This window comes from Mesorhizobium sp. SEMIA396, from assembly GCF_024518615.1.
Classification (GTDB): Bacteria; Pseudomonadota; Alphaproteobacteria; order Rhizobiales; family Rhizobiaceae; genus Mesorhizobium.
The window spans coordinates 146,228-167,788 of record NZ_JANIFC010000015.1 but is presented as its reverse complement, the minus strand read 5'-3'; the positions used below and the strand labels follow the sequence as shown (position 1 = coordinate 167,788).

At 63.3% G+C, this 21,561-nt stretch carries 20 protein-coding genes; 13 read left to right on the top strand and 7 right to left on the bottom strand.

Annotation, left to right across the window (positions count from 1 at the left end; genetic code table 11):
• The first annotated feature begins 222 nt into the window (after positions 1-222).
• From NP503_RS29500 to NP503_RS29470, 7 genes are all read left to right on the top strand, one after another.
• Positions 223-990 carry a glycosyltransferase family 25 protein gene (locus NP503_RS29500; RefSeq protein ID WP_372958893.1) on the top strand — a complete coding sequence of 256 codons (768 nt, stop codon included), beginning with the start codon at positions 223-225 and terminating at the stop codon, positions 988-990.
• Between the two features lie 79 nt (positions 991-1,069).
• Positions 1,070-3,871: a [protein-PII] uridylyltransferase gene (locus NP503_RS29495; RefSeq protein WP_127271558.1), complete on the top strand. Its 2,802-nt coding sequence runs from the start codon at positions 1,070-1,072 to the stop codon at positions 3,869-3,871.
• A gap of 46 nt (positions 3,872-3,917) precedes the next feature.
• Positions 3,918-5,525, top strand: coding sequence for a murein biosynthesis integral membrane protein MurJ (murJ, locus tag NP503_RS29490; protein ID WP_127271141.1), 1,608 nt, complete (start codon positions 3,918-3,920; stop codon positions 5,523-5,525).
• A 172-nt stretch (positions 5,526-5,697) separates the two neighbouring features.
• Positions 5,698-6,765, top strand: a complete 1,068-nt coding sequence (trpS, locus tag NP503_RS29485; RefSeq protein WP_127256391.1) for a tryptophan--tRNA ligase — start codon at positions 5,698-5,700, stop codon at positions 6,763-6,765.
• A 92-nt stretch (positions 6,766-6,857) separates the two neighbouring features.
• Complete coding sequence (locus tag NP503_RS29480) at positions 6,858-7,349, top strand: universal stress protein (RefSeq protein ID WP_013528063.1); 492 nt, start codon at positions 6,858-6,860, stop codon at positions 7,347-7,349.
• Positions 7,350-7,505: 156 nt separating this feature from the next.
• Complete coding sequence (locus NP503_RS29475) at positions 7,506-8,075, top strand: NifU family protein (protein WP_023811631.1); 570 nt, start codon at positions 7,506-7,508, stop codon at positions 8,073-8,075.
• Positions 8,076-8,156: 81 nt separating this feature from the next.
• The gene (locus tag NP503_RS29470; RefSeq protein ID WP_127269475.1) at positions 8,157-8,483 is read left to right on the top strand and encodes an NIPSNAP family protein; all 327 of its coding nucleotides are present in this window, start codon (positions 8,157-8,159) and stop codon (positions 8,481-8,483) included.
• Positions 8,484-8,594: 111 nt separating this feature from the next.
• Here the strand turns inward: NP503_RS29470 and NP503_RS29465 are convergent, their stop codons facing one another.
• Positions 8,595-9,212, bottom strand: a complete 618-nt coding sequence (locus tag NP503_RS29465) for a L,D-transpeptidase (RefSeq protein WP_127269476.1) — start codon at positions 9,210-9,212, stop codon at positions 8,595-8,597.
• Between the two features lie 226 nt (positions 9,213-9,438).
• On the opposite strand from NP503_RS29465, the gene cueR reads away from it, so the two are divergent.
• Together cueR and NP503_RS29455 are read left to right on the top strand one after the other, a co-directional pair.
• Positions 9,439-9,861, top strand: coding sequence for a Cu(I)-responsive transcriptional regulator (cueR, locus tag NP503_RS29460; protein ID WP_127269477.1), 423 nt, complete (start codon positions 9,439-9,441; stop codon positions 9,859-9,861).
• 58 nt (positions 9,862-9,919) lie between these two features.
• Positions 9,920-10,351: an OsmC family protein gene (locus NP503_RS29455; protein WP_127269478.1), complete on the top strand. Its 432-nt coding sequence runs from the start codon at positions 9,920-9,922 to the stop codon at positions 10,349-10,351.
• A 146-nt stretch (positions 10,352-10,497) separates the two neighbouring features.
• On the opposite strand, the gene NP503_RS29450 is transcribed toward NP503_RS29455, so the two are convergent.
• Positions 10,498-10,863: a hypothetical protein gene (locus NP503_RS29450; RefSeq protein WP_164752309.1), complete on the bottom strand. Its 366-nt coding sequence runs from the start codon at positions 10,861-10,863 to the stop codon at positions 10,498-10,500.
• A gap of 428 nt (positions 10,864-11,291) precedes the next feature.
• Between NP503_RS29450 and NP503_RS29445 the strand changes: the two genes are divergently transcribed.
• Both NP503_RS29445 and NP503_RS29440 read left to right on the top strand, forming a co-directional pair.
• On the top strand, positions 11,292-11,552 hold the full coding sequence (locus NP503_RS29445) for a hypothetical protein (protein WP_127271563.1): 261 nt from the start codon (positions 11,292-11,294) through the stop codon (positions 11,550-11,552).
• Between the two features lie 91 nt (positions 11,553-11,643).
• Positions 11,644-12,144: an MmcB family DNA repair protein gene (locus NP503_RS29440; RefSeq protein WP_050596738.1), complete on the top strand. Its 501-nt coding sequence runs from the start codon at positions 11,644-11,646 to the stop codon at positions 12,142-12,144.
• Positions 12,145-12,173: 29 nt separating this feature from the next.
• Here the strand turns inward: NP503_RS29440 and nhaA are convergent, their stop codons facing one another.
• The 5 genes from nhaA to NP503_RS29415 all read right to left on the bottom strand — a co-directional run bounded on the left by nhaA (position 12,174) and on the right by NP503_RS29415 (position 19,163).
• On the bottom strand, positions 12,174-13,370 hold the full coding sequence (nhaA, locus tag NP503_RS29435) for a Na+/H+ antiporter NhaA (RefSeq protein ID WP_127271565.1): 1,197 nt from the start codon (positions 13,368-13,370) through the stop codon (positions 12,174-12,176).
• 296 nt (positions 13,371-13,666) lie between these two features.
• Positions 13,667-14,230, bottom strand: a complete 564-nt coding sequence (locus NP503_RS29430; RefSeq protein ID WP_013528072.1) for an ActR/PrrA/RegA family redox response regulator transcription factor — start codon at positions 14,228-14,230, stop codon at positions 13,667-13,669.
• 85 nt (positions 14,231-14,315) lie between these two features.
• A complete protein-coding gene (locus NP503_RS29425; protein ID WP_127269931.1) occupies positions 14,316-15,647 on the bottom strand; it encodes an ActS/PrrB/RegB family redox-sensitive histidine kinase in 1,332 nt (443 codons plus the stop codon).
• Between the two features lie 118 nt (positions 15,648-15,765).
• A complete protein-coding gene (gene hrpB / locus NP503_RS29420) occupies positions 15,766-18,225 on the bottom strand; it encodes an ATP-dependent helicase HrpB (RefSeq protein ID WP_127271567.1) in 2,460 nt (819 codons plus the stop codon).
• Between the two features lie 47 nt (positions 18,226-18,272).
• Positions 18,273-19,163, bottom strand: coding sequence for a DMT family transporter (locus NP503_RS29415; protein WP_127271454.1), 891 nt, complete (start codon positions 19,161-19,163; stop codon positions 18,273-18,275).
• 28 nt (positions 19,164-19,191) lie between these two features.
• On the opposite strand from NP503_RS29415, the gene NP503_RS29410 reads away from it, so the two are divergent.
• Both NP503_RS29410 and NP503_RS29405 read left to right on the top strand, forming a co-directional pair.
• A complete protein-coding gene (locus tag NP503_RS29410) occupies positions 19,192-19,881 on the top strand; it encodes a PIG-L deacetylase family protein (protein ID WP_127273168.1) in 690 nt (229 codons plus the stop codon).
• Positions 19,882-20,158: 277 nt separating this feature from the next.
• Positions 20,159-21,490, top strand: coding sequence for an ABC transporter substrate-binding protein (locus NP503_RS29405; protein WP_127269189.1), 1,332 nt, complete (start codon positions 20,159-20,161; stop codon positions 21,488-21,490).
• The last annotated feature ends 71 nt before the right edge of the window (positions 21,491-21,561 follow it).

The following is a 21,561-nucleotide window of genomic DNA, read 5'->3' as shown; positions in this document are numbered from 1 at the left end:
ATGGGTCGGTGTGTGACGCGGAGATAGGGCTTCCAGTAACTGGAAGGTCAAGGGCTGTTTCGACTTTCTTTTCCGGTCGACGGCGCGTCCATCCTCCCCAAAAAAAGTATCACGCGGCAACACCACGCCTGCTAGAGAGCGAGCGTCCCGGGGGTGAGATTTTCTTTGGCAATGAAGCGTCTGGTCATCAATCTCGATCGGTCTCCCGATCGCCTTGCCCGTGTGACGGCGGAGTTTGTCCGCATCGGCGTCCCATTCGAACGCGTTCAGGCCATCGACGCACGGGATCGGCCGGACCTGGACCAGCTGCCACAAAATGTCGGATATCGGAACAGGCTGCCATTGACTGACGGCGAGATCGCCTGCCTGCTCAGTCACCGGGCCTGCTGGGCCGCCATCGCGCAAGGCGACGCTCGCTACGGGGCAATCTTCGAGGACGACATCGTCTTTGCCGCGAAAGCCGGCGCATTGCTTCGCGACAGCGACTGGATTCCAGCCGATGCCGAAGTCGTCAAGCTCGAAAGCTATTTTTGCAAGACCGTGATCCGACGCAAGCGCATTGCCATCGGTCACGGCTTTTCCACATCCAAACTCGACGCCGGACATATAGGAACCGCCGGCTACATCATCTCCAGGCAAACCGCGCTCGACCTGATCAAGGCCACAGAGGAGATCGGCATCGCTGTCGACGACCTTGTCTTCAACCCCGAGTTTTCGGTTTTGCGAGGCGAGACGATCTATCAGCTTGTTCCTGCGCTCTGCGCACAAGATCAGTTCCTTGGCGACAGGGCGCTCCAATTGCCAAGCCTGCTCAGGGAAAAGCGCGATATCCAGTGCGCCGCCGGGACCGGGAGACGCAGAAAGACAGCCATAGCGAAGGTAAAAGCCGAGGCTCGGCGAATAGGCAAGCGCATTGCCGATTTCTGTCGACTGAAGCGGAGAATGGTCATTCCATTTACTTATCCGAGCCAGAGCTCAGCCGGGTCTTGAACCGGCTTTCAACGCCCCATACCCAGCGCCGCGAAAACGCGCTATAGACGCCGCCGAAACGGCAAGGCCGGCTGGGTATATGGCAAGAATCTCCCTGAAGCTCGACGAATTGATCGACGGCGAAGCCTTGCGCCGCGAGATGACCGCGCTGACCGCGGCCACGGCGGGCGACGGCTCCGGGCAGGTCGCGCGCAATGGCGTGCTCCAACTGCTCAAGGGACGACTGGCGGAAGGGCGCGCCATTGCCGAACGCATGCTGATGGACGATGGCGGCGGCAGCGCCTGCGCGGCGCGGCTGTCGCACCTCATGGACGAGATCATCCGGGCGCTTTACGATTTCGCCGTCACCCATGTCTACCGGGTCAAGAACCCGTCTTCGGCGGAGCGCATGGCCGTTGTCGCTGTCGGCGGCTACGGCCGTGGAACGCTGGCGCCCGGATCCGACATCGACCTTCTGTTCCTGCTGCCCTACAAGCAGACGCCGTGGGGCGAACAGACAGTCGAATACATGCTCTACATGCTGTGGGACCTGGGGCTGAAGGTCGGCCACGCCACCCGTAACATCGACGAATGCCTGCGCCTGTCGCGCACCGATGTCACCATTCGCACCTCGATCCTCGAAGCACGTTTCCTGTGGGGCGAGGAAAAGCTCTATGATGAACTGATGCTGCGGTTCGACCATGAGGTGGTGCGCACGACCGGCCCCGAATATGTCCAGGCCAAGCTTGCCGAACGCGATGACCGCCATGCCAAGGCCGGCGAAAGCCGCTATCTGGTCGAGCCCAACGTCAAGGACGGCAAGGGCGGCCTGCGCGACCTGCAGACGCTGTTTTGGATCGGCAAATATTTCTATCGGGTGCGCACCGGTGAGGAACTGGTCGACAAGGGCGTCTTCACCGAGGGCGAATACCGCGAGTTCCAGAAGGCCGAGGATTTCCTGTGGGCGGTACGCTGCCACATGCATTTCCTCACCGGCAAGGCCGAAGAGCGGTTGCATTTCGACATCCAGCGCGAGATCGCCGAACGGCTCGGCTACACCACACACCCCGGCCTGTCGGCGGTCGAGCGCTTCATGAAGCACTACTTTCTCGTTGCCAAGGACGTCGGCGACCTGACCCGCATCTTCTGCGCCGCGCTCGAGGAGGAGCAGGCCAAGCACGTACCTGGCTTCAACCGCATCTTCCTGACTTTCTCCAGGCGCAAGCGCAAGCTGGCCGGTACTTCCGACTTCATTGTCGACAACCACCGCATCAACATCGCCGACGACCAGGTGTTCGAGCGCGATCCGGTCAATCTGCTCAGGCTGTTCTGGTTCGCCGACAAGCACGGTCTGGAATTCCACCCTGACGCGCTGAAGCTGCTGACCCGTTCGCTCGGCCTGGTCAACAAGTCGCTGCGGCGCGACGAGGAGGCCAACCGGCTGTTCCTCGACATATTGACCTCGGATCGCAATGCCGAACTCAATCTGCGTCGCATGAACGAAGCCGGACTGCTCGGCAGGCTGATCCCGGATTTCGGCAAGATCGTCGCCATGATGCAGTTCTCGATGTACCACCACTACACGGTGGACGAGCATCTGATCCGCTGCATCGGCGTGCTGGCCGAGATCGAGCGCGGCGACGGCGAAAAGGTCCACCCCTTGTCGCACACGCTGATGCCGGGCCTGAAGAAGAGCCGCGAGGCGCTCTATGTCGCCGTACTGCTGCACGACATCGCCAAAGGCAGGCCGGAGGACCATTCCGAGGCCGGGGCCAGGATCGCCCGTCGCATCTGCCCGCATATGGGGCTGTCGCCTGCCGATACCGAAACCGTGGCCTGGCTGGTCGAGAACCACCTCGTGATGTCGATGACGGCGCAGACCCGCGACCTCAACGACCGCAAGACCATCGAGGATTTTGCCGCGATCGTGCAGTCGGTCGAGCGGCTGAAGCTGCTTTTGATCCTCACCGTCTGCGACATCAGGGGCGTCGGACCCGGTGTCTGGAACGGCTGGAAGGGCCAGCTGCTGCGCACGCTCTACTACGAGACCGAATTGCTGCTGACCGGCGGGTTTTCGGAAGTGTCGCGCGCGCAGCGCACGGCGGCGGCGCGCGAGCGCCTGGCCGAGGCGCTTGCCGACTGGCCGGACAAAGCCCGCAAGCGCTATGTCGGCCAACACTACGAGAATTACCTTTTGACCGTCGATCTCGCAGACCAGTTGCGCCATGCCGAGTTCATCCGCGAAGCCGACGTGTCAGGCAACAAGCTTGCCACCATGGTCAAGACCCACCAGTTCGAGGCGGTGACCGAAATCACCGTGCTGGCGCAGGACCACCCCCGTCTGCTCTCGGTCATCGCCGGGGCTTGCGCCGGAGCCGGCGGCAACATTGTCGACGCGCAGATCTTCACGACGTCGGATGGCCGCGCCCTCGACACGATCCTGATCAGCAGAGAATTCGATCGCGACGAGGATGAGCGCCGGCGTGCCGAGCGTGTCGGCCGGCTGATCGAGGACGTGCTGTCGGGCAAGAGCTGGCTGCCGGAAATGATCGAGAAGCGCACCAAGCCGCGGCGCGGCTCCAAGGTGTTCAAGATCCCGCCGCGCGCCGAAATCCGCAACACGCTGTCGAACCGTTTTTCGGTCATCGAGGTCGAGGGCCTCGACCGGCCGGGACTGCTGTCGGAGATCACCGGAACGCTTTCCGACCTGTCGCTCGACATCGCATCGGCCCACATCACCACCTTCGGCGAAAAGGTCATCGACACTTTCTATGTCACCGATCTCACTGGCCAGAAGATAGACAGCCCGGCCCGCATCGCCACCATCCGCAATCGGCTGATGGCAACGCTCGAAGGCATCGTGCCCGAACGCGGCGGCAAGTCCAGGGCGGCGGCCGAGTGACAACGACCATCACTTCGTCCCAATTTCGCAGGCAGTTCCCAAAAGCATGAGCCTCGTCAAGAAATTCGCAACGGTCGCTTCCGGCACGCTGATGAGCCGCGCGCTCGGTTTCGGCCGCGAGATGCTGATGGCCGCCGCACTCGGTACCGGACCGGTCGCCGATGCCTTCAACGCCGCTTTCCAGTTTCCCAACACCTTTCGCCGGCTGTTTGCCGAAGGCGCCTTCAACGCCGCCTTCGTGCCGCTGTTCGCCAAGGAGATCGAGACCCACGGTACCGAAGGCGCCAAGCGCTTTTCCGAGGAAGTGTTCGGCGTGCTGTTCACGGCGCTGCTGGCGCTGACGATCATCATGGAACTGTCGATGCCGCTGATCGTGCGCTATCTGGTGGCGCCGGGTTTTGCCGGCACGCCGGGGAAGTTCGACACCACGGTGACGCTGGCGACGATCATGTTTCCCTATCTGATCTGCATGTCGCTGGGCGCGATGATGGCGGGCATGCTGAATTCGCTGCGCCGCTATTTCGCCGCCGCGGTGGCACCGGTGTTCCTCAACATCATCCTGATCGGCGTGCTCGCCTATGCCTGGTATAAGGGCTCGGATGCCCTCACCGTCGGCTACGGGCTGTCCTGGGGCGTGCTTGCCGCCGGACTGGTGCAACTGGCGATCGTCTGGGTGGCGGTGCGCCACGCCGGCATCTCGATCGGCTTCCGCCGGCCGAAAATGACGCCCGCGGTCAAGCGGCTGCTGATCCTGGCGCTGCCGGCGGCCATCACCGGCGGCATCACCCAGATCAACCAGCTGATCGGCACGGCGATCGCCTCGGCGCAGAACAGCGCGGTATCCTCGCTCGCCTATGCCGACCGCATCTACCAGTTGCCGCTCGGCGTGGTCGGTGTTGCGGTGGCGATCGTGCTGTTGCCCGAATTGTCGCGGGCGCTGAAGTCGGGCAATCTGATCGAGGCGGCCAATCTGCAGAACCGCTCGGTCGAGTTCACGCTGTTCCTTACCCTGCCGGCAGCCGCGGCACTCTGGGTGATGTCGGAGCCGATCGTGCGGCTGGTCTATGAGCGCGGCGCATTCGCCGCCAACGGCTCGACGCCGACGGTGGCGGCGATCCTGGCGATCTTCGGCCTCGGCCTGCCGGCCTTCGTCCTGATCAAGGCGTTCACCCCAGGCTATTTCGCCCGCGAGGACACGCGCACGCCGATGATCTTTGCCGCCATCTCGGTGGCGGTGAACGTCACCACGGCGCTGACGCTGTTTCCACGGATGGGCGCGCCCGGCATCGCGGTGGCCTCGGCCGTCGCCGGCTGGGTCAACGCGGTGATGCTGCTCGGCGTCTTGATCCGGCGCGGCCATTGGGGGCGCGACGTGCCGCTGATGAAGCGCATTCCACGGCTGGTGCTGTCGGCGGCCGTAATGGGGGCGGCACTCTATTTTGCCGAGCACTGGTTCGCCGTCAGGCTAGGGCCGGGCTCGCCGCTGGTGGTCAAGGCGACGACGCTGCTGTCGCTGGTTGCCGGCGGAGCGCTGCTTTATTTCATCACCGCCTTCGCCACAGGCGGTGCCGATTTCGGCATGATCCGACGCAACGTCAAGCGGGGATCGGGCAAGTCGGCGCCACCGGTCGCAAAGACCGACCTGGACGAGTAGAGCGCCCGACACGCCCGCAGCGCCGTCTTGATCGCAGCGCCGTCTTCGTCCATAAGCGCGCCGTCGCAAGACTTTCGCCGCGCGCGGTTTCCAGCCGCGCGATTGGCTCCGAAAAGTCTGCAACTTTTCGGAATCACGCTTATACGGCCCTCCACAAGCCATGAGGACAATCATGACCGCCTTCAAGCCACTCGTCTTTTCCGGTGTCCAGCCGACCGGCAATCTGCATCTCGGCAACTATCTCGGCGCCATCAAGAAATTCGTTGCCCTGCAGGACACCTCCGATTGCATCTATTGCGTCGTCGACCTGCATTCGCTGACAGCCCAACTCGTTTATGAAGACCTAGCCGATCAGACGCGGTCGATCACCGCTGCGTTCCTGGCCTCGGGCATCGACCCGAAGAAGCACATCGTCTTCAACCAGTCGCGGGTCATGCAGCACGCCGAGCTCGCCTGGATCTTCAATTGCGTGGCGCGCATCGGCTGGATGAACCGCATGACGCAGTTCAAGGACAAGGCCGGCAAGGATCGCGAGAACGCCTCGCTCGGCCTGCTTGCCTATCCTTCGCTGATGGCTGCCGACATCCTGCTCTACCGTGCCACCCACGTGCCGGTGGGCGAGGACCAGAAGCAGCATCTGGAACTCACCCGCGACATCGCGCAGAAATTCAACAACGACTTCTCCGACCGCATCGCGGCCCTTGGCGTCGGCGTCGAGATGCAGGTCGGCGAAGAGACCGTCAACGGCTATTTCCCGCTGACCGAGCCGGTCATCGGCGGGCCGGCGGCGCGCATCATGTCGCTGCGCGACGGCTCCAAGAAAATGTCCAAATCGGACCCGTCGGATTTGTCGCGCATCAACCTGACCGACGATGCCGACGACATCTCGAAGAAGATCCGCAAGGCCAAGACCGACCCGGAAGCGTTGCCGAGCGAGCTGGACGGCCTGGCCGGCCGGCCCGAGGCGGAGAACCTGGTCGGCATCTATGCGGGTCTCGCCGAGATATCGAAGGCGGATGTACTCAAGGAATTCGCCGGCCAGCAGTTTTCCGTGTTCAAGCCGGCCTTGGCCGATCTTGCAGTGGAAAAACTGGCGCCGATCGCCAGCGAGATGCGCCGCATTTCGGATGACCGCGCCTATGTCGACGCGGTGCTCAAGGATGGCGGCGAGCGCGCCGGCGTGCTGGCCGAAGCGACGATGAAGACGGTGCGCGACATTATCGGCCTGCTGCAGGGCTGATCGCGACATCGGGTGCACTGGCACAAGGCCGGCGGCTTGCCGCCGGTCCCCCGCAGTGGCAGATTGCGCCGCAAGACACCGAGTAGATAGACATGGTCTCCAAACGCCTCAGCCGCGAAGCCGGCCATCGCAGGAAATTCCTGACGATCATCGACGACACGCCGGAATGCGAGCGCGCCGTCGCCTACGCCTCGAAACGGGCGCAGAGCACCAGCGGCACGCTGGTGCTGCTCTATGTCATCGTGCCGGACGATTTCCAGCATTGGCTGGGTGTCGAGAAGATCATGCGCGAGGAAGCCAACGCCACGGCGCGCGCCGCGCTCGACAGCTATGCCAACAAGGTGCGCCAGAAGCTCGGCATCGAGCCCGAGATGGTGGTGCGCGAAGGCAAGCCGACGGAAGAGATCCACAAATTGATCGAGGAAGACCAGGACATCGCCATCCTGGTGCTGGCCGCCGGTGCGGGCAAGGAAGGCCCGGGGCCACTGGTCGGCGCCGTGGCCGGCAAGGGTGCCGCCTTCCCGATCCCGGTGACTGTCGTGCCGCAGAACCTGTCGGACGAGGAAATCGACAGCCTGGCCTGAGATTCTGCTCTTCAGGTGATGCCGGTCCGATGATGGGCGCGGAAAAACATTCCGCCAGCCAGCTGTTCCGACGATGCGTTTCGCTTGAATGTCCAGCCAATTGAGCCTATTTAGAATTGTTCCAAACTAGATGCCCAAACGGGCACGGAGACGGCCATGTTCATCCAGACCGAATCGACGCCAAACCCGGCGACGCTGAAATTCCTGCCCGGCAAGGAAGTGCTTCTGGAAGGCACCGCCGATTTCCGCGATGCCGACAGCGCCGCCGTTGCCTCGCCGCTGGCCGGCCGGCTGTTCGAAATTCCTGGCGTCACCGGCGTTTTCTTCGGCTATGACTTCATCACCGTGACCAAGGATGGCCCCGACTGGCAGCATTTGAAGCCGGCGATCCTCGGCGCCATCATGGAGCATTTCATGTCCGGCGCGCCCGTCATGGCCAAGGCCGGCCCGGCCGCCGAGACCAGCCAGACCGGTGAGTTCTACGACAAAGCCGACGAGGAGCTGGTCATCACCATCAAGGAACTGCTCGATACACGGGTGCGTCCGGCGGTCGCCCAGGATGGCGGCGACATCACCTTCCGCGGCTTCGAGAATGGCACGGTGTTCCTGCACATGAAGGGCGCATGCGCCGGCTGCCCGTCATCGACGGCGACGCTGAAGCACGGCATCCAGAACCTTCTGCGCCATTTCGTGCCGGAAGTGCAGCAGGTCGAACAGGTCTCCTGACGCCCCTTTGATGATTCTACCCCACTGACCATCTGGTCCGATTTCTTCGCTTCCGGCGCATCGATCAGAAGGAACTCCAAAGTGATCTACGAACTTCGGGTTTACCGGGCTTTGCCGGGACGCTTGCCGGCGCTTCTTGATCGCTTCGACAAGATCACCCTCAAATTATGGGAAAAGCACGGTATCCGCCAAGCGGGTTTCTTTACCACGCTGATCGGTGCTTCGAACAACGACCTGACCTACATGCTGGCATGGGAATCGCTGGCCGAACGCGAAGAGCGCTGGACGGCGTTCGTGAAGGACCCGGCCTGGACACAGGCGCGGGAAGATTCCGAGCGTGACGGCCAGATCACCGAGACAATCACCAACCAAATCTTGGCTCCCACCTCGTTCTCGGCGGTGTCCTGACCACCGAGCAGGCGTCGCATCGCGCAAACAACAAAAAACCGGGCCGAATTGCCCGGTTTTCTGCTTGGGACGTCCGTTGTTGCCTAGACGGTCCGCGTACGAAAACTGCCTCTAGAGAACGATGACCTTGGCGCCGACCGAGGCGCGGTCATAGAGGTCGATAATGTCCTGATTCATCAGGCGGATGCAGCCAGACGACATCGCCTTGCCGATCGAATTCCACTCCGGGCTGCCATGCAGGCGATAGCCTGAATCACCGCCCTTGTTGAACAGGTACATGGCGCGCGCGCCGAGCGGGTTCTTCAGGCCCGGCTGCATGCCGCCGGCAAACTTTTCCAATTCCGGCTGGCGCTGGATCATCTGCCTCGGCGGCGTCCAGGTCGGCCATTCGCGCTTGAGCGCAATGTGGGCGGTGCCATGCCACTCGAAGCCCTCGCGGCCGACGCCGATGCCGTAGCGAATGGCCCTTCCGTCGCCCTCGATGAAGTAGAGGAACTTGTTCTGCGTATCGACGATGATCGTGCCCGGCTTTTCCGGGCTGTCGTAGTTCACTTCCTGCCGATGGTACTTCATCGGCACTTTCTCGATCGGGATGCGCGGCAGCTGATAACCTGCGTCGGTGACCGCGCCGTAGTTGTTGGAGAATATCTGCGAGCCGATGGTGCTGCAACCGGCGATAGCAGTGGAGAGCGCCAGTGCGGCGATGATTGCAAACGACTTCATGCGCATCAGGTGATCCGGTGCCCCGCCCAACTTCGGCGGCACGAGTCGGCCGCTCTCTCATCATCATTCATGCTGGCATTTGCTTTGCTTGCCAAGCGCGCGATGCCTATATGCCTGCCTTGACGTACCGGTAAGCGTATCACTATGGCATTTTGGCAACAGGACTCACAGGATTGTGAAGCAAATTCAAGGGGCCTGCTCCATGGGCTCCTGGAAATCGAGGAGAACCGTCATGAATGTCGGTGACGCCGCCCACCGCTCCGGCCTGCCGGCCAAGACCATCCGCTACTATGAAGAGATCGGCCTGATCGCCCCGGCGCGCGCCGCCAACGGCTACCGCGATTATTCCGGAGACGACATCCACCGGCTGGCCTTCCTGCGCCGCGCGCGCAATCTCGGCTTTTCCATCGACGATTGCCGCCAGTTGATGGCGCTTTACCAGGATCGCAGCCGCGCCAGCCAGAACGTGCGCGAAATTGCCGCCGCCCATGTCACGGCGATCGAGGAGAAAGTGCGCGAGCTGCAGTCGATGCGCTCGACGCTGCAGAAACTGATCCATGCCTGCCACGGCGACGAAAGGCCGGATTGTCCGATCCTTGATGACATGGCGGGGGCGGCGTTGCCCAGCGACAAGGTCGCCTCTGCGCCTGCATAATGACTCTACGTCGACGAGGCCCGACGCCTGGTCGACTCCTGCCGGGAGGACATCCGCAATGGTCTCGATGACCGTCGAACTGCGCAATGTGGAGGACACGCAAGCCGCCATGGGCTGGGCCGGCGGCCACACGATCATCGTCGACCGGCCCGAAGGCAAGGCCGGCGGCATGGGCCTGTGCTTCAATGGCGGCCAACTGCTCGCCCTGGCGATCGGCGGCTGCTTCTGCAACGACCTTCGCTACGTCGCCGAGGAAATGGGTGTAACGCTCAACAAGATCGCGGTGACCGTCACGCTGAACCTCGAAGGCAAGCCTTTGCTCGCGACCTCGTCAATCATGAAGGTTTCATGCACGACACTGGACGGCTCCGACCCGGCGGAGATCATCACAAGGGCCGCGGCGATTTCCACGGTCAGCAACTCCCTGCGCCAGGGCGTGCCGGTGAGCATTGAAACGGACGCAACGGCGACCGGCTTGTCGGAGGAATGATCCCTGGGAACAGGCGCATTTGGCCGCGTGGATTGTCAGAGACCGCTAAAAAGATCCGCCGCCGGCACGGCAGGGGGATTGACCCAATTTTCTTCGGCATCTGGGCGCGTCAATCTGCCGCTCTATGTCTTCCCTTGTCGCAATGATCAACGATGGAGGTTGGCATGGATCGGCGATTGTTTCTGACTGGAATGCTTGGGCTTGCAGGGGCTGCGACCGTCGTCGCAATCGCGCGTCCTGCCACCGCCCTGGCCGGCATCCCTGATACGGGGCCCGGCATTCTCGATGAGCTCGACAAACCATCCGACGACATTCTCGGCCCGGATGGTCCCGATGTTCAGGACGGCGTCGAGTTCGTGCGGCACCGCAGATGGCACCGCCGCCGTCGCCGACGCGGGTGGAGGCGGGTTTGCCGTCGCTATTGGCGCAATGGTTCTTGGCGCCGCAGATGTTTCCGCAGATCCTTCTGGATCCACTTCTGACGGGATCACCAAACGCGAAGGCTCCGGCATCCGCCGGAGCCTTCGCTATCGCTGCGGGCTTGAATCCAATCGGCAAAAAAGGCCCGCCGCCCCTCGGCAGCGGGCAGGTCCTGGAGTGCCGGGGGATCAACCCGGCATGGGATCAACGAGCGGATCACCGGTTGGTTGCAGGGATCGGCCCGGTAGCCTTCCTTTGGGTGGACCGCCACCGGGCCTGACCGGAGCGGGGTGTATTGGGGGAGCCCCGGCTGCTTCCAAAATATCACCTTTCACTTAAATTAGCTTTAGCTAATTTACAGAAAGCCATGCGCCACCCGCAGATGGGTTGCGCCTTCACGGAAATGTCGAAGTGACGTCTCCCTGCTTATGCAATTCGACATTCGCGGAACTGAAGCGGTTGCATCTGACTTTGGTTGGTAACGCGCAAAGACTTTTTTCTGCTATCTTAGGGTTACTAAATGGAAATTGATCGGCGCGGCATATCAAGTCGATTCGCGCTGACGATCTCTTTGTTTTTCGAGGAACTGCTTGGCGTGTTCCGCCCAATCAGCCGCCGTGACTTTATGCTCCCGAACGGACTTTCTGAAAGCCTTGCGCAGAGCGTCAAGGTCAAAGGCCCATACTTGTTGGCCTTCTTTAGTGTTCGATTTTGCGTCACCCGTCCCCATGGAAGCGACGGTACGCACCGCAAACTCAATCTTTCAAGGATCAATGCCTGACTTCTTTTGGGTATATCCGGGTATATCGAATATACAATCGTCTGCATAAAACAGGTTCAAACCGTGAACAAAATCTGGCATGGTGCCTGGCATGCCGATCATCTCCCCCATCCTCATCAATCCTCTCATCGACGGCCGCCAGTCCGAACGCGCCATGCTGGTGCGGCGCGGCGTACAGCGGCTGCTCATGGATATGGGCGCACATGTGTTGCCCGAACTGTCGCTGGCCACGGGCCGCCGCGCCGACCTCGTCGCGCTGACCCGGCAGGGCGATATCTGGATCATCGAGATCAAATCCTCGATCGAGGATTTCAGGGTCGACCGCAAATGGCCCGACTACCGGCTGCATTCCGACCGCTTCTTCTTCGCCACCCATCCCGGCGTGCCCTCGGAGATATTTCCCCAGGAGTGCGGCTTCATCCTCTCCGACGGCTACGGCGCCGAGATCCTGCGCGATGCGCCCGAGCACCGCATGGCAGCGGCAACGCGCAAAGCGCTGATGCTGCGGATCGCGCGGGCCGGCGCTTCGCGGCTGCTGGCGGCAGAGCTTGCCGGCGTGTCGGTGCCGGCGCTGGAGGGTGAGAGCGAGTAGCGATTGTCCCCCAAGTCCTAAGACTGCCTCTACTCTTCACCGTCCTCCACGCCACCCCTGGCGGGCGCCATGAGCAGCACGGCAGCGCCCAGGATAGCGGCGATGAAGGAACCGGCGAGGATGCCGACCTTGACCGCGTCCTGCAGCGCCACGTCGCCGGCGAAGGCGAGCAGGCCGATGAACAGGCTCATGGTGAAGCCGATGCCGCACAGCAGCGATATGCCGATCATGTGCGTCCAGCCTGCATTGGCTGGCAGGTCGGCAAGACCGAGCCGGATGGCAAGGGCCGAGGAGCCGAACACGCCGACCAACTTGCCGACCACCAGGCCGGCGGCGACACCCAGCGTCAACGGCTCGATCAGCGCACTGACGCTGAGACCGGCGAGCGAAACGCCGGCATTGGCAAAGCCAAAGATCGGGATGACGACGAAGGCCACAATCTTGTGCAGGCCGTGCTCGAGCCGGTGCAGGGGCGAACGGTCGAGATCGTGGCCGATCCCGGCGGAACGCTCAAGCGGGATGGTCAGCGCCAGCGCCACGCCGGCGAGCGTGGCATGGACGCCGGATTTCAGAACCAGCACCCACAGGATGACGCCGAGCACGAGATAGGGAACCAGCGTCATCACCCGCATGCGGTTGAGCACGACAAGCGCGGCAATGACGGCGAAGGCAGCACCCAGATAAGCCAGCGAAAGGCCGCTGGTGTAGAAGATGGCGATGATAATGACGGCACCGAGGTCGTCGATGATGGCAAGGGCTGTGAGGAACACCTTCAGCGAAGCCGGCACGCGGCTGCCGAGCAGCGACAGCACGCCGAGCGCGAAAGCGATATCGGTGGCGGTCGGGATCGCCCAGCCGGACAGGGCGGCCGCATTGTTGCGGTTGACGGCGACATAGACGAGTGCCGGAACCAGCATGCCGCCGGCGGCGGCGATGCCGGGCAGCACGCGCCGGGGCCAGGTGGAGAGCTGGCCGTCCAGCATCTCGCGCTTGATCTCCAGTCCGACGAGCAGGAAGAACACCGCCATCAGCCCGTCATTGACCCAATGCGAGACACTGAGCGGGCCGAGATAGGCGTGGAGGGCGGAGAAATAGGTTTCGGCGAGCGGCGAATTGGCGACGATCAGGGCCAGTGCCGCCGCCACCATCAGGATGATGCCGCCGGCCGCTTCGCTATCGAGGAATTCGCGGAAGACGGAAACCGGCCGCTGCTTCAGATCCTGCATGTCGCCTCCGTTAAGCCGCCTGTTTGGCGGGCTTCATTGTCCAAGCGCTAGCGCCGCCCCTCACCTGCCTGCCGGCATCCTCTCCCCGTATAGTGACGGGGAGAGGGACGCTGTCATTTATGATTTCGCCAATCACCAACGTTACAGAAATTACGCCTAGGTGCGGCTAGCCACTTCTCCCCGTCACTATACGGGGAGAAGTGCCCGGCAGGGCGATGAGGGGCGGCGCTGACTTCGGCGATTGGGCTCTCTCCGCCGCTGGTTACAAACTTGGCCCCAAGCGACACCCTGCGATCCTAACGCGGCGCGCGCTTGGCCAGTATGCGCTGCAAGGTGCGGCGGTGCATGTTGAGCCGGCGCGCTGTCTCGGAGACGTTGCGCTCGCACATCTCATAGACGCGCTGGATATGCTCCCAACGGACGCGGTCGGCCGACATCGGGTTTTCAGGCGGCGCCGCGCGCTCGCCGGCGGTGCGGGTGAGTGCAGCGAAGATATCATCGGCGTCGGCGGGCTTGGAGAGATAATCGACCGCACCGAGCTTCACCGCGGTCACCGCGGTGGCGATGTTGCCATAGCCGGTCAGGATGATGGTGCGGGAATCCTCGCGCTTTTCGCGGATGGCCGCGACCACGTCGAGGCCGTTGCCGTCGCCGAGCCGCATGTCGACTACAGCGTAGGCGGGTGGATTGGCGCGCGCCTTGGCAACCGCCTCCTCGACGCTCTCGGCCGTCTCGACCACGAAGCCCCTGGCTTCCATGGCGCGGGCCAGACGCGTGAGGAACGGCTTGTCGTCATCGACGACAAGCAGCGAGGTGTCCTCGCCTTCAACCATTGCGCCAATATTCTCGTCGCCTGTCATAGTCTCAAAATTCCTGCTGCCTTAATTTTACGCAAATATAGTTCCTGAGCCCGATTGTCCAATTTTTAGAGGTCCTTCAAGGCTCTCAGGCGGTGTCGAACATGCTGGCCGAAGTGATTTCCGGATTGAGGAACACACCACGCGGCCACGATATCTGTACCATGGCGCCCTCGCCCAGGCCGCTGGAATTGCGGAAATCGAGCACGGCACCGGAGCGTTCGAGCAGGGTCTTGGCGATGAACAGGCCGAGGCCCAGACCGCCGCCGGTTTCATTGCCCTGGCGCGTCGACATATAGGGCTCGCCGATGCGGTCGATGATCTCGGCCGGAAAGCCGGGGCCGTCATCGATGATCGAGAAGGTGACGGTGGCCTCGTCCCAGCTCCAGTGCACGGTGACGCTTTTGCGGGCGAAATCGACGGCGTTCTCGACCAAATTGCCGAGGCCGTAGATGACGCCCGGATTGCGCCGCCCGACCGGCTCGGGGCCGATGCGTTCGCCGGGCCGAAGCTTGATCGAGATGCCGAAGTCCCGGTGCGGCGCGGTGACCTCCTCGACCAGCGAGGTCAATGGCAGCCGAGAAAGATGCGCCTCGCCCTCGGAGGACAGGCTGGTCAGCCGCTTGAGAATCTCGCGGCAGCGCTCGCTCTGCGAACGCAACAGCGTTACGTCTTCCCCATATTTCGCATCCTTGCCGAGCGCCTTTTCCATCTCCTTGGCGACAAGCGCGATGGTGGCGAGCGGCGTGCCGAGCTCATGCGCGGCCGCGGCGGCCAGCCCGTCGAGTGCCGAAAGGTGCTGCTCGCGCTGCAGCACCAGCTCCGTTGCAGCGAGCGCATTGGCCAGAAGCCGGGCTTCGGCGGCCACCCGGAAGGCATATATGGCGGTGAAGGCGATCGAGGACAGCACCGCCATCCACATGCCGGCGACGTAGAGAAAAGGCATCGCCAGCGGCGCGTCCTCATGCCAGGGCAGCGGCAGATGGACAAAGACCAGAAAGGTCGCCGCCGACATGACCAGCCCGCCGAGGATGGCGGTCAGGCGCAGGGGCAGCGATGTCGCCGAAATGACGACAGGCACGGTCATGAGCAGCGAGAACGGGTTGGTGAGGCCACCGGTCATATAGAGCAGGCCGGCAAGCTGCAGGCTGTCGAAGATGAGGATGCCGAAGGCGGCAAGCGGCGTGAGCCGGTGCGCCGCCGGAAAGCGGAAGGCGAGAAACAGGTTCATCCATGCCGAACAGGCGATCAGGGCAAAGCAGAGGCTGACCGGCAGCGGAAACTTCAGCCCATAGGCGACGACGAGCACCGTCAGGCTCTGACCGACAATGGCAAGCCAGCGCAACCGGATCAGCGTGTTGAGGCGCAATCTCTGGCTCTGCTGGAAATCGGGCGAACGCAAAACGTTGATCATGGCCATGAGTTACAGCCGCGAAGCGGCAAACGCTAGGTACCGCCCCAATCCGAGGAGTCGGAACGGGGCTCTACTTCTTGTTTGAGCATGATCTTTTCCAAAAACCGGCTTCCACTTTTTGGGATCATGCTCTGGGTTTGGCGCGGGCGGTGGCGGTCGCGAGCAGCGGGTTTTCCGGCCAGACATGCTTGGGATAGCGGCCGCGCATGTCGGCGCGCACATCGGCCCAGGAGCCCCGCCAGAAGCCGGGCAGGTCGCGCGTCGTCTGGATCGGCCGGTGTGCCGGCGACAGGAGTTCGAGCGTCAGCGGCACGGCGCCATTGGCGATCGAAGGATGGCGGTCGAGGCCGAACAGCTCCTGCACGCGAATCGCCAGCACCGGCCATTCGCCGTCATAGCGGATCGGCACATGGCTGCCCGACGGAGCACCGAAATGGGTCGGCGCCAGCGTATCGATCCTGCGCTGCAGATCGTGTGGCACGAGGCTGGCCAGCCCGGCCGAGACAACGCCCGCATCGATGGCGGCAAAGGATGCCGCGCCGGACAGGTAAGGCAGCAGCCAGTCGTCGAGGCGCTCGATGAGGGCGTCATCCGCCATGTCGGGCCAGGGCGCGCCAAGGCCTCGATGCAACCAGCCAAGCCGCTGGCGCAGCGTTTGCGCCTCCTTGCTCCAGGTCAGCAGCGACAGCCCGTGCTGGCGCACCGCATCGAGGACGTCGCGGTCGGCGTCAGCACCGATTGGCGGCGGCAGCATGCGCTCGGCAAGCGTGATGGCGCCAAGGCGCACGGTTTCGCGGACGCGCACGGCGCGCTTGTCGCGGTCGAAGCTCGTTTCACGGCGGACCTCGATCCTGTCCGCCAGCGCGGCGCGGACATCGTCCTCGCCGATCGCTGCCGCCGCCGTGATGCGTGCATTCTGTGCCTTGCCCTGCAGGTCGGCGACGACCAGAAACGGCTCGCCCGCCAGCGGATCGGCGGCGTCGAGCATGGCGCCGGAGCCGTTGGCCAGCACGAAACGGCCACGCTCGCCGCGCGCCTTCGCCACCCGATCCGGCCAGGCGTGGACGAGCAGGGGACCGGCTGCCGCAGCTTCGCTGCCCTTCGCCTCGCCAGCCTGCCTCGCCAGCCGTTCGGCGAGCTGCTTGGCGGCTGTAGCGCGTGGCGATTTTTCCCCGCGAAAACGCATCAGCCGCCGCTCCAGATCGGCGCCGTCGCCACCAAGGCCGCGTTCGGTGAGCAGCACGGCAAGCATCGCCGCCTCGAAGGCATGGCCGCTGCCGGCTGCCTCGGCAACCATGTGCGCCAACCGCACCGGCAGGGCGAGCTTGCGCATCGCTGCACCCGCGTCCGTCAGGCGCCCCGTGTCGTCGATGGCATCCAGCGCGCGTAGTAGCCCCCTTGCCTCATTAAGGGCCGGAACAGGCGGCGGATCGAGAAAAGCGAGCCCTGCCGGATCGGCAACGCCGAAGGCAGCGCAATCGAGCAGCAGTCCGGACAGATCGGCCTCAAGGATTTCCGGCGGCGTGAAGGCGGGGAGTGCAGCCGTCTGCTCGGCCCGCCACAACCGGATGGCGACGCCTGGCTGCGTGCGCCCGGCACGGCCGGCGCGCTGGTCGGCGGAAGCCTTGCTGACGCGCACGGTCTCCAACCGGGTGAGGCCGCTGGCCGGCTCATAGCGCGGCAGCCGCGACAGGCCCGAATCGATGACGACGCGCACGCCGTCGATGGTGATCGAGGTTTCGGCGATCGAGGTGGCCAGCACCACCTTGCGGCGGCCGGCCGGCGGCGGCTTGATCGCCGCGTCCTGCGCCTTGCCGTCGAGCATGCCGTAGAGCGGGACGATGTCGGTATCGGTGCCGACCTTGCCGGCCAGCCGTTCGGCGGTGCGCTCGATCTCGCGCTGGCCGGGCAGGAAGGCAAGCACGCTGCCGCTCTCGTCGGCAAGGGCAGCGCGGATCGCCTTGGCCATCGCGTCCTCGATGGCGATGCCGGCGGGGCGTTCGTCATACCGGATGTCTACGGGGAAGGCGCGACCCTCGCTTTCGACGACCGGCGCGCCCGACATGAGTTTGGCGACACGCGCGCCGTCGAGCGTCGCCGACATCACTGCCAAGCGCAGATCCGGCCTGAGCGCCCCTCGGACGTCGAGCGCCAGAGCGAGACCAAAATCGCCGTCGAGCGAGCGCTCGTGGAATTCGTCGAAAATGACAGCCGAAACACCGGGCAGTTCGGGATCGTCGAGGATCATGCGCGCCAGCACGCCTTCGGTGACGACCACGATCCTGGTCTTTGCCGACATGCGGTTTTCCATGCGCATGGCATAGCCGACGGTGGCGCCAGGTTCCTCACCAAGCAATTCAGCCATCCGGCGGGCGGCGGCGCGGGCGGCGAGCCGGCGCGGTTCAAGCAGGATGATCTTGCCGGCGCCGAGCCAAGGCGCGTCAAGCAGCGCCAGCGGCACCAGCGTCGTCTTGCCGGCGCCCGGCGGCGCCACCAGCACGGCGCTGTTGCCATCGCCGAGCGCTTCCGTCAGCGCCGGCAGCACGGCGGATACAGGAAGCTCCGGCAGGGGTTTTGTGGTCATGGCGCCCGCATATCAGCGGTTACGGCCAAGGCGCAACCAGAGTCGGTTTAAAGCCGGGTGCGCGAAAACGGGTTCCAGCGCACGGTGCCCAGCCGCGCTTCCTCACGAACCATGGTCAAAAGGCCGGCGCCGCCAACGACCGCCAGGCCAACCAGCGACAGCCCGTCCGGATATTCCCGGAAGAACAACGCGCCGAGGATCACCGCCCAGGCGATCTGCGAATAATGCGTCGGCGCGACGCGGTTGGCGGGCGCGTATTTCATGGCCAGCAGCTGCAGGAATTGTCCACCCGCGGTGAAGGCACCGGCCATTGCCAGCCACAGCAACTGCTTTCCGCTGGGAACAGTAAAGGCGGTGGCGGCGGCACCGATGCCGTTGAACAGCAGGCCGCAACCGACCAGCACGCCGAGCATGGTGGTGCGCTTTTCCTGCTGCGCCAGCGAGCGCATCAGGATGACGCTGGTGGCCGCGAGGAAAGCAACGCCGAAGGCGGCAAGATGGCCGAGATTGAGTTCGCGAAAGCCAGGCCGCACCACCAGCATGACGCCGGCAAAACCGGCGACCACCGCCAGCCAGCGCCAGGGGCCGACCTTCTCCTTGAGGATCACCGTGGAGAGAATGGTGACGCAGAGCGGCGCCAGGAAGATCAGCGCATAGGACTCGGCCAGAGGAATGGTGGTGAAGGCGTAGACGCTGAGCACGCCGGAAGCGATGCCCGCCCAGGCGCGCGCCTGCACCGCCCATGGTCTTTTGGTGCGCCAGAAATCGCGCCAGCGTTCGCCCGCAGGTCGCGTGAAGAATAGGAAGAAGCCCGCGAACAAAGTTATGAAAAAGCCGATCTCGAAGATCGTGAGTTGACCGCCCAGGCTTTTGACAACGGCATCGCTGCCCGAATAGCTTGCGTAGGCGATCAGGGCGAGCAGGATTCCGTTCGTCACGTTGTTCCAGTTCCGGGGAGAGAGTGATTTGAAAATCCTGGCGCTCGGTGCCCATCCGGACGACATCGAGATCTTCATGTTCGGTACGATGGCCGCCTATGCCGCGCAAGGCGCAGAGCTCACTTTTGCCATGGCCACGGATGGTGCCAGGGGCGGCACGAGTGATCCCGCTGTTCTCGCTCGTGTCCGTCGCGATGAAGCAACGGCCGCGGCTGCGCTGGTAGGCGCAATGCCACGCTTCCTCGACTTCCCGGACGGCGAGTTGGTGGCCGATGCAGCGCTGATCGGAGCTCTGAAAGCACTGATTGGTCAAACCGGCCCGGATCTGGTGATCACGCATGCGCCCAACGACTATCACGCCGACCATCGCGCGTTGTCGGACGGCGTGCGCATCGCGGCGTCTTTCGCCGTCCCGGTGCTGCATGCCGACACGATGGGCGGCACCGGTTTTTCGCCGACGCACTATGTCGACATTTCCGCCCATGCCGACGTCAAGGCCGAGGCGATCCGAATGCATCAGTCGCAGGATCCCGACCGCTTCGTCGACATCGCGCGGACACAGAACGCCTTTCGCGCCGGCCAGTGCAACGGCGCGCAAGGCTCCTCGGCCGAAGCCTTCCGCTTCGAACCGTCGTTCCCGTTCGCCGATATCCGTATGCTGCTGCCGCCGGCACCGCCGATCCGGAAGGTGATGGTGAGCACCAGAAGGGTCGGTTGAGAAGCCGAGGCGACCCCACGTCCTGGTCACAATCGGCCTGAACAGCTTCGGTAAGCCGACCAGCGAGCCGCGCTTCTCCAACGTTTTCAGACATCGCGATAAGCATGCTGCGGCGCAGCAACGAATTCGCTTGCTTTGTTTAGTAAAAATTGCATCACTAAACAAATTACTAAACATCCGCAGCATAACCGCGCAGCCATGTTTGGGCCCCTGAGGAGAGGGGTTGAGGGCTTTTTGAAACCGTCATCCGGGCGCGTTTCGCAAATGGGAGGAAGTCATGAAATCGAGCTTGAAACTGGCGTTGGGACTGACCTCGGCGATCACAGCGTCGACAGCCGTCTCGAACGTCGCGCACGCTGAAGACCTGACGCTGTGCTGGGCCGCCTGGGACCCGGCCAACGCGCTTGTCGAACTGTCCAAGGATTTTACCAAGGAAACCGGCATCGGCATGAAATTCGAGTTCGTGCCATGGACCAACTATGCCGACCGTTTCCTCAACGAGCTGAACTCGCACGGCAAATTGTGCGACCTGATCATCGGCGACAGCCAGTGGATCGGCGGCGCTGCCGAGAACGGCCACTACGTCAAGCTGAACGACTTCTTCGACAAGGAGAAGATCAGCATGGACGATTTCGTGCCGGCAACCGTCGTCGGCTATTCGGAATGGCCGAAGAACACGCCGAACTACTGGGCGCTGCCGGCCATGGGCGACGTCGTCGGCTGGACCTATCGCAAGGACTGGTTCTCCAAGCCGGAACTGCAGAAGGAATTCAAGGAGAAGTACGGTTGGGATCTCGGCCCGCCGACCACTTTCGACCAGTTGAAGCAGGTCGCCGAGTTCTTCCAGAAGCGTGAGATCGACGGCAAGACCGTCTACGGCGCCTCGATCTACACCGAGCGCGGCTCGGAAGGCATCACCATGGGCGCCATGGACGTGCTCTACAGCTATGGCTTCCAGTACGAAAACCCCAAAAAGCCCTACGAAATGGAAGGCTTCGTCAACTCCGACAAATCGGTAAAGGGGCTGGAGTTCTACAAGGCGCTCTATGATTGCTGCACGCCTCCGGGTGCCTCGAACAGCTATATGGGCGAAGGGGTCGACGCCTTCAAATCCGGCCAGGTGGCGATGCACATGAACTTCGCCTTCACATGGCCAGGCCTGCAGAAGGACGAGAATGTCGGCGGCGACAAGATCGGCTACTTCGTCAACCCGAAGGGGCCTGACGGCGAGCAGTTCGCCCAGCTCGGCGGCCAGGGTATCTCAGTGGTGTCCTATTCCGACAAGCAGGAATCGGCGCTGAAATACATCAAGTGGTTCGCCAACAAGGAGGTGCAGGCCAAATGGTGGTCGCTCGGCGGTTATTCCTGCCTCAACGCGGTGGTCAAGGACCCGGGCTTCCCGGCCAGCCAGCCCTACGCGCAGACCTTCCTCGACTCGATGGCCATCGTGAAGGACTTCTGGGCCGAGCCGAGCTACGCCCCGCTGCTGCAGGCCTCGCAGAAGCGTTTCCACGACTATGTCGTCGCCGGCCAAGGTTCGGCCAAGGATGCGCTGGACGGCCTGGTCAAGGACTGGACGCAGGTCTTCCAGGACGACGGTAAGATGTAACTGGGGCAAGATGTAACCCGGCTCCTCCCGAGCTCGACCCATGCGTCCCGTGCCGCCCTTGGCACGGGACG